The organism is Pseudomonas botevensis (assembly GCF_019145475.1).
GTDB lineage: Bacteria > Pseudomonadota > Gammaproteobacteria > Pseudomonadales > Pseudomonadaceae > Aquipseudomonas > Aquipseudomonas botevensis.
Map to the genome: position 1 here is coordinate 45,267 of NZ_JAHTKI010000038.1, position 8,380 is coordinate 53,646.

Consider the following 8,380-nt stretch of genomic DNA (forward strand, 5'->3'; position numbering starts at 1 on the left):
GCAGCCTGGTGCAGGCTACGATCTTTTTTGTTTTTCACGGGCGGGCTTTGAGCTGTTCTTCTGCCGCCTTCGCCAGATCCGGAGGCAGGAAGTCCTTGTCCGGGTTGTAGTCGGCTTTCAGGTAGCGGGTCAGATCCTGCAAGTCCCCCGGATTCAGCGTGCCGGCCGCCTGCTTCAAGCGCAGGTTGTCGAGGATGTAGTCGTAGCGGGTGTTGTTGTAGTTGCGCACCGAGGTGTAGAGCTGGCGCTGGGCGTCCAGCACGTCGACGATGTTGCGCGTACCGACCTGATAACCGATTTCCGTGGCTTCCACCGCGCTCTGGTTGGAGATGATCGACTGCCGGCGCGCCTGCACCTGCTCGACATCGGTGTTCACCGCGCGGTGCAGGTTGCGGGTGTTTTCCACCACTTGCCGGCGCAGGCCTTCGCGTTGCTGTTCGGTCTGGTCGAGTCGCGAGTAGGACTCACGGACCTGGGAACTGGTGAGGCCGCCGCTGTAGATCGGAATGTTCAGTTGCAGGCCCAGGGTGCGCTGTTCGACGTTGCCGCTGTAGGGCGTGCCGAAGGCATTCGGGTTGCTGAAGCCGAGGGCGTCGTTGTCGCCCTTCTCGTATTTGGCCACGGCATCGAGGGTCGGCAAGTGGCCGGCCTTGCGCTGCTTGAGCGTCTGTTCGGCGGAGCTGACCGCGTAGTTGCTCGCCAACAGGTTGAGGTTCTGCCTGGCGGCGGTGTCGACCCAGGCCTTGGCGTCATTGGGTGCCGGCGGCAGGATCGGCAGCGTATGCACGATGCCCTGGATCGAGTTGTACTGACGGTTGGTCAGGGTGATCAGCGCTTCGAACGCATCGTCCACCTGGCGCTGGGCAACGATCCGGTTGGCGCGCGCGGTGTCGTAGCTGGCTTGCGATTGCAGCACGTCGGTCTTGTCCGACAGGCCCACGTCGAAGCGCTCGTTGGACTGGTCGAGCTGGCGTTTGAACGCCGCTTCCTCAGCCTTGGTCGAGGCCAGGTTGTCCTGGCTGCGCAGCACGTTGAAGTAGCTCTCGGCGCTTTGCAGGATCAGGTTCTGCTCGGTGGCCGAGAGTTGCAGCGCCGCCTGTTCGTTGACGTCCTTGGCCGCCTGGTACTGGAACCAGCGGTCGGCGCGGAACAACGGTTGGGCCAGGGTCGCCTGATAGGAATGGGCGCTGCGGTTGGCGATGGCCGAAGGCTGGTCGATCGAGGTGCGCACGTCGGCGACTTCGGCACCGCCGGACAGGTTCGGCAGCAACCCGGCGCGGGCCTGGGGCACGACTTCTTTCTGGGCGCCGTACTGGGCGCGGGCGGCGGCGAGGTCGGCGTTGTTGTCGACCGCTTCCTGATAAACGCTGACCAGATCGGTTTTGGTCGACAAGGGCGCTTCGGCTGCCCAGGCCATTGCGTTGGACGCACAAGACACGGCAACAGCCAGTGAAAGTTTGCGCAGCATGAGGCGATCCCTAGCATGAATATTATGGAAATAATCCGGGCGCCCAAGTTAGGGCGCGGACACTGCGGCGTCAAGGCGCAGCAGGGCACAGCGAGTGTAGTTGCGCATTGCAGCGGCAACAATCCTGCAAGCCGCCGCAATTGCGCCATTCATCATGGTGTTTGCCACGGTGTTGGCGTTCTTTGCCGGTTGTGTCTAGACTGGCCGGGTTCTTGTCGGGGTGCCTTGCTATGAGGCTGAGATCGAATAATTTCGGATCCCGTTGAACCTGATCAGGTTAGCGCCTGCGTAGGGAACAAGATTTCTCGTCAACCCGGCGAGTCCTCTTGTGCTTCGTCCGGGAAATTGTTCGACAATCGAACGCTCGACGACGATGCACAGCACCAGTCCTGGTGCGTCCGTGCCTTTCAGGTTCTGCTCCGACAATCCATGCCTGGATGCTGTCTGGAGAGCCCGTGATGACGACAAAATCAAAAAACGCGATCAACCTGAGTGACTCGGCCAAGGTCGATGAGCAGTCGGTTCAACCGTTCACCCGTTCGCAAAAAGTCTACGTTCAGGGCTCCCGCCCGGATATCCGCGTGCCGATGCGCGAAATCACCCTCGATGTGACCCCGACCGACTTCGGCGGCGAAATCAACGCCCCGGTGACCGTCTACGACACTTCTGGCCCGTACACCGATCCGAACGTGGTGATCGACGTGCGCAAAGGCCTGGGCGATGTGCGCTCGGCGTGGATCGACGACCGTGGCGACACCGAGCGCCTGAGCGGCCTGAGCTCGAACTTCGGCCAGGAGCGTCTGGCCGACCCGGAGCTGACCAAGCTGCGTTTCGCCCACGTCAACAATCCGCGCCGCGCCAAGGCCGGGGTCAACGTCAGCCAGATGCACTACGCGCGCAAAGGCATCATCACCGCCGAGATGGAATACGTCGCCATCCGCGAAAACATGAAGCTGCAAGAGGCCCGCGCCGCCGGCCTGCTGAAGCAGCAACACGCCGGCCACAGTTTCGGCGCGAGCATCCCGAAAGAAATCACTGCCGAGTTCGTCCGCGAGGAAATCGCCCGTGGTCGCGCGATCATTCCGGCCAACATCAACCACACCGAACTGGAACCGATGATTATCGGCCGTAACTTCCTGGTGAAGATCAACGGCAACATCGGCAACAGCGCCCTGGGTTCATCCATCGAAGAAGAAGTGGCGAAACTGACCTGGGGCATCCGCTGGGGTTCGGACACGGTGATGGACTTGTCCACCGGCAAGCACATTCACGAAACCCGCGAGTGGATCATCCGCAACTCGCCGGTGCCGATCGGCACGGTGCCGATCTATCAGGCGCTGGAAAAGGTCAATGGCGTGGCGGAAGACCTGACCTGGGAGCTGTTCCGCGACACGCTGATCGAGCAGGCCGAGCAGGGCGTCGACTACTTCACCATCCACGCCGGTGTGTTGCTGCGCTACGTGCCGCTGACCGCCAAGCGTGTGACCGGCATCGTTTCCCGTGGCGGTTCGATCATGGCCAAGTGGTGCCTTGCGCACCACAAAGAGAACTTCCTTTACACCCACTTCGACGAAATCTGCGAAATCATGAAGGCCTACGACGTCAGCTTCTCGCTGGGCGATGGCCTGCGTCCGGGCTCGATTGCCGACGCCAACGACGAAGCGCAGTTCGGTGAACTGGAAACCCTCGGCGAGCTGACCAAGATCGCCTGGAAACATGACGTGCAATGCATGATCGAAGGCCCGGGCCACGTGCCGATGCAGTTGATCAAGGAGAACATGGACAAGCAGCTGGAGTGCTGCGACGAGGCGCCGTTCTACACCCTCGGCCCGCTGACCACCGACATTGCTCCGGGTTATGACCACATCACGTCCGGTATCGGTGCGGCGATGATCGGCTGGTTCGGTTGCGCGATGCTCTGCTACGTGACGCCGAAGGAACACCTGGGCCTGCCAAACAAGGATGATGTGAAGACCGGGATCATCACCTACAAGATCGCCGCTCACGCAGCGGACCTTGCCAAGGGCCATCCGGGCGCGCAGATCCGTGACAACGCCTTGAGCAAGGCGCGGTTCGAATTCCGTTGGGAAGACCAGTTCAACCTCGGCCTGGATCCGGACACCGCCCGTTCGTATCACGATGAAACCCTGCCGAAGGACTCGGCCAAGGTCGCGCATTTCTGTTCGATGTGCGGGCCGAAATTCTGCTCGATGAAGATCACCCAGGAAGTCCGCGAATACGCGGCCAACCAGCGGATCGACGCGGTCGACGTGGACGTCGCCCAAGGCCTGGCGGAACAGGCCGAGCGCTTCAAGAAGGAAGGCAGTCAGCTGTACAAGAAAGTTTGATCTGACCTGAGACCGGCGGCGCCGGTACAGGCCTCTTCGCGAGCAAGCCCGCTCCCACGGGGAATCTGTGTGGGAGCGGGCTTTCGCGTGAGGGCGGCAGAACCGGCGCCGACCATCTCAATGACAAAAATATTCCTCTGAGATAACACCCTTGAGCATTCAACCCGGCACCTATTCCCCCGATCTCGCCGTACCCGCTGACAAGCGCGTGTTCGGTGGTCGTGATCTGTTTTCCCTGTGGTTCTCCCTCGGCATCGGCCTGATGGTGTTGCAGACCGGTGCGCTGCTGGCGCCGGGGCTGGGCCTGTCCGGCGCGTTGCTGGCGATTTTTCTCGGCACGCTGGTCGGCGTGCTGCTGCTGGCGGCCGTGGGCGTGATCGGCAGCGACACTGGCCTGTCGTCGATGGCCGCGCTCAAACTCAGCCTCGGCAGCAAGGGCGCGAGCCTGCCGGCGCTGCTCAATCTGCTGCAACTGGTCGGTTGGGGCTCATTCGAAATCATCGTCATGCGTGACGCCGCCAGCCTGCTTGGCACCCGTGCGTTCAGCGAAGGTTCGCTGTGGGCGAACCCGGTGCTGTGGACGCTGTTTTTCGGCGCACTGGCGACCTTGCTCGCGGTCAGTGGACCGCTGACATTCGTGCGCAAGATCCTGCGCAAATGGGGCATCTGGCTGCTGCTTGCGGCGTGCCTCTGGCTGACCTGGAACCTGTTCGCCAAGGCTGATCTCGCTGCCCTGTGGGCGCAGGCCGGTGACGGGTCGATGCCGTTTGCCGTGGGCTTCGACATCGCAATCGCCATGCCGCTGTCGTGGCTGCCGCTGATCGCCGACTACTCGCGTTTCGGCAAGCGGGCGAGAAACGTGTTCGGTGGCACCGCCGTCGGCTTCTTTATCGGCAACTTCTGGCTGATGAGCCTTGGCGTGGCCTACACCCTGGCGTTTGCGCCGAGCGGTGAAGTCAACGCGCTGCTGCTGGCGCTGGCCGGTGCGGGGTTGGGGATTCCACTGTTGCTGATCCTGCTGGACGAGTCGGAAAACGCCTTCGCCGACATTCACTCGGCGGCGGTGTCCAGCGGAATTCTGTTGCGTCTGAAAGTCGAGCATCTGGCCCTGATCATTGGTGTGGTCTGCACCCTGATCGCGTTGCTCGCGCCATTGGCGCAGTACCAGAATTTCCTGTTGCTGATCGGCTCGGTGTTCGCGCCGCTGTTCGGCGTGGTGCTGGTGGATCACTTCATCCTGCGCAAGCGCAGTGGCCAGGTGGCGTCAGCCGCGTTGCGCTGGCCGGCGCTGCTGGCCTGGCTGGGTGGCATCAGCACCTATCATTTGCTGGCGAATCTGTACCCGGATGTCGGCGCCACCCTGCCGGCACTGGTGCTGGCAGGGCTGCTGCAACTCGTGCTTGGCCGGGCCTTCAGTTACGGCCGGGAAACAGCTCGGGCTTGAGGATGCCATTCAGGCGCGGGTAAGGGATTTTCAGTTCGACGTGGCCCAGCGCATAAGGCGCGATGGTGCTCACGTCGTACTTGAGGATCACGCCGCCGTAGGTCAGCGCCACGTGCGGGGTTTTCTTGAACGGCCAGTTCGCCACGAACTCCGCTTCCTGATCGAGCTTGGTGCTGATCAGCCAGCTGTTGTGAGCCACTTGCCCGGCCTTCCAGAACGCGTCTTCCTGGCCCGGCAGCAACATGTCCGCCAGGGTCAGCACCTTGTGCTGCTGACGCGAATAGTTGATGAAGCCGCGACCCGGTGTGCCATGGGCGCCACCGGTGTCGAGGTAGCTCGACACCTCGACGATCACCAGTCCGTCATGCTGCTCGCGTACCTTGGCCTGCAAATAGCTGCTGTTGCGCGGGCCGGCGGTGCGCAGGAACTGCTCGCGATAGGCCGCCAGAGTCGGCGCTACCGGGTCGCTGGCTTCGGTGCGGGTCATTTGCAGCAGGCGTTTTTCGATGATGCCGTCCAGCGCCGGTTCTGCCGGGAAATGCACGGTGTCGATGTTCACCAGCGGGCAGTCAGGGTTGGAGCAGCCGGGTTTCAGTTGTTCCGAAGCATCGCGGGTGGTTTCCAGCGGCGTGCGGTAATTGGGCTGGAACAGGCTGGCGCAGGCGCCCAGGGTCAGGGCGATGGCGGCCACGGAGGCGATTTTGAAAAGCGACATGGGCGTCCTTTCTGAAGCAGGGGAAGGCAAAAAGTTACCGCTTCGACTCTCAACGAAGCAGTCAGTTCGCCACTAAGCTAATTAGAGTGGGTTTCGCCTCCACCGTCCATCCCGCAGACGGTAAAGGGGCTGCATCAAACGGCGCGGGCGCGTTAGGATGCGCGAAATCGAGGTCGCAAGTCACAAAAGGCACCTCGTAACGGATTTGCAGTAGACGAGGATGCTCATGACTGATTTTGCCAATGCCACGCCGACCGCCATCGATATCGTGCGTCGCGAAAATTGCTACAAGGGCTTCTACAAGCTCGACCGGGTGAACCTGCGCCATGAATTGTTCGCCGGTGGCATGAGCCGCGAAATCAACCGTGAAGTGTTCGTGCGTCACGACGCCGTGTGCATGCTGCCCTACGATCCGCAGCGCGATGAAGTGGTGCTGATCGAGCAGTTTCGCGTCGGCGCCATGGGCAAGACCGACAATCCGTGGCTGGTGGAACTGGTCGCTGGTCTGATCGACAAGGATGAACAGCCGGAAGAAGTTGCTCACCGCGAAGCGCAGGAGGAAGCTGGACTGGACATCAAGGCCCTGTGGCCGATGACCAAATATTTCCCGTCGCCGGGCGGCAGCAACGAGTTCGTGCATCTGTATCTGGGGCGTTGCGAGACAACCGGCGTCGGCGGCCTGTATGGGCTGGAGGAAGAAGCAGAAGATATCCGCGTCACGGTCTGGGCTTTTGAAGATGCTCTGCAGGCCGTACGCGACGGACGGATTGCCAATGCGGCGAGCATCATCGCCTTGCAGTGGCTGGCGCTCAATCGCGCCGAAGTGAGGGGGCTATGGTCGTAAACAAGTTGCGCGATCGCTACCGGGTCGACCTCGTGGGGCTGCAAGCTGCCTGCGAGGCCAACTATGCGCGCCTGATGCGACTGCTGCCGGACATGCGCAACGATCCCGAGGCGCGGCGCATCGCCGTGACCCAGGGCGAGCAGATGCTCGGCGTGCTGGCCCTCGAAGTGCTGCAGACCTGCCCGTACACCACCACCCTGCAGGTGCGTCAGGAACACAGCCTGCCGTGGTTGCCGGTGCCGCAACTGGAAGTGCAGGTCTATCACGATGCGCGCATGGCCGAAGTGATCAGCGCCGAACATGCGCGGCGCTTTCGCGGCATCTATCCTTACCCGAACGCGGCCATGCATCAGCCCGATGAAAAGGCCCAGCTCAATCTGTTCCTGGGGGAATGGCTGAGCCATTGCCTGGCCTGCGGTCACGAGTACGCGGTGGTTCGATAACCGCCGCAAGTTGTGAACTGCGTCCGGTTCACCGGTTTCCTCTTTGAACAATCCCCCAGCATAATTGCGCCACCTATCCGATCCCGCGATTCAGCCCTGGGAGAACGCCTTGCCGAGCGTATCGACTCTGACCACCGCCGACGCGGCGTTGCTGGTGCAAATCTCCGACAGTCATTTGTTCGCCGAAGCGGACGGCACGCTGCTGGGCATGAACACCCGCGAGAGCCTGCAAAAGGTCATCGAACTGGTGCTCGAACAGCAGCCGAAGATCGATCTGGTGGTTGCCTCCGGGGATTTGTCCCAGGACGGCACGCTGGAGTCGTATCAACAGTTTCGCCGCCTGACCGCGCAGCTCGCTGCGCCGGCGCGCTGGATTCCCGGCAACCACGACGAGCCGCAGATCATGGCCGAAGCAGCCGTGCAAAGTGCGTTGCTCGAGTCGGTGGTCGACATCGGCAACTGGCGGGTGACCCTGCTGGATTCGGCGGTGCCGGGTTCGGTGCCGGGGTATTTGCAGGACGATCAGTTGCAGTTGCTGGCGCGTGCGTTGAGCGAGGCGCCGCAGCGGCATCATCTGGTGTGCTTCCATCATCATCCGGTGTCGATCGGGTGTGCCTGGATGGAGCCGATCGGGTTGCGTAATCCTGAGGCGTTTTTCGAGGTGCTGGATCGGTTTCCTCAGGTGCGTGCGGTGTTGTGGGGGCATGTGCATCAGGAGATTGATCGGGAGCGAAATGGCGTGCGGTTGATTGCTTCGCCTTCGACTTGTATTCAGTTCGAGCCGGGGAGTGGGGATTTCAAGGTCGGGGAGCAGGCGCCGGGGTATCGGTGGTTGCGGTTGTTGCCTGACGGGCGGCTGGAGACTGGGGTGGAGCGGGTTACCGGGTTTGAGTTCACGGTTGATTATGGGTCTGATGGGTACTAGGTTGATCGGACTACCGGGTACATATCCGTTGCTGCGGTAACGGCTGCTTTCGGTTCCGCCCTGACGGTCGGGTCACTTTTGGCAAACGCCCCAAAAGTAACCAAAAAGTCTTGCCCCAACGTTCGGCCCCTCGCCTGGGCTCGGGGTTCCTTCGTTGCGGGATCCATCCGGGGGCATCGCCTACGGTTTGCTT

At 61.9% G+C, this 8,380-nt stretch carries 7 protein-coding genes and 1 riboswitch; of the genes, 5 read left to right on the forward strand and 2 right to left on the reverse strand.

Annotated features, from left to right (window positions below; all coding sequences use genetic code 11):
* Window positions 1-34: 34 nt before the first annotated feature.
* The gene (locus tag KVQ74_RS28470; protein WP_217834697.1) at window positions 35-1,468 is read right to left on the reverse strand and encodes a TolC family outer membrane protein; all 1,434 of its coding nucleotides are present in this window, start codon (window positions 1,466-1,468) and stop codon (window positions 35-37) included.
* Between the two features lie 206 nt (window positions 1,469-1,674).
* Window positions 1,675-1,780: riboswitch (TPP riboswitch) on the forward strand.
* A gap of 146 nt (window positions 1,781-1,926) precedes the next feature.
* Between KVQ74_RS28470 and thiC the strand changes: the two genes are divergently transcribed.
* Both thiC and cytX read left to right on the forward strand, forming a co-directional pair.
* A complete protein-coding gene (thiC, locus tag KVQ74_RS28475) occupies window positions 1,927-3,816 on the forward strand; it encodes a phosphomethylpyrimidine synthase ThiC (RefSeq protein WP_217834698.1) in 1,890 nt (629 codons plus the stop codon).
* 151 nt (window positions 3,817-3,967) lie between these two features.
* Window positions 3,968-5,260 carry a putative hydroxymethylpyrimidine transporter CytX gene (cytX, locus tag KVQ74_RS28480; RefSeq protein ID WP_217834699.1) on the forward strand — a complete coding sequence of 431 codons (1,293 nt, stop codon included), beginning with the start codon at window positions 3,968-3,970 and terminating at the stop codon, window positions 5,258-5,260.
* On the opposite strand, the gene KVQ74_RS28485 is transcribed toward cytX, so the two are convergent.
* Window positions 5,229-5,975, reverse strand: a complete 747-nt coding sequence (locus tag KVQ74_RS28485; protein WP_217834700.1) for an RsiV family protein — start codon at window positions 5,973-5,975, stop codon at window positions 5,229-5,231. The two genes, cytX and KVQ74_RS28485, sit on opposite strands and share 32 nt — an antisense overlap.
* A 226-nt stretch (window positions 5,976-6,201) precedes the next feature.
* Between KVQ74_RS28485 and KVQ74_RS28490 the strand changes: the two genes are divergently transcribed.
* The 3 genes from KVQ74_RS28490 to cpdA all read left to right on the forward strand — a co-directional run bounded on the left by KVQ74_RS28490 (window position 6,202) and on the right by cpdA (window position 8,187).
* Complete coding sequence (locus tag KVQ74_RS28490) at window positions 6,202-6,819, forward strand: NUDIX domain-containing protein (RefSeq protein WP_217834701.1); 618 nt, start codon at window positions 6,202-6,204, stop codon at window positions 6,817-6,819.
* On the forward strand, window positions 6,810-7,262 hold the full coding sequence (locus tag KVQ74_RS28495; protein ID WP_217834702.1) for a DUF1249 domain-containing protein: 453 nt from the start codon (window positions 6,810-6,812) through the stop codon (window positions 7,260-7,262). Before KVQ74_RS28490 ends, KVQ74_RS28495 begins: the two co-directional genes overlap by 10 nt.
* 109 nt (window positions 7,263-7,371) lie before the next feature.
* Window positions 7,372-8,187: a 3',5'-cyclic-AMP phosphodiesterase gene (cpdA, locus tag KVQ74_RS28500; protein WP_217834703.1), complete on the forward strand. Its 816-nt coding sequence runs from the start codon at window positions 7,372-7,374 to the stop codon at window positions 8,185-8,187.
* Window positions 8,188-8,380: the final 193 nt, after the last annotated feature.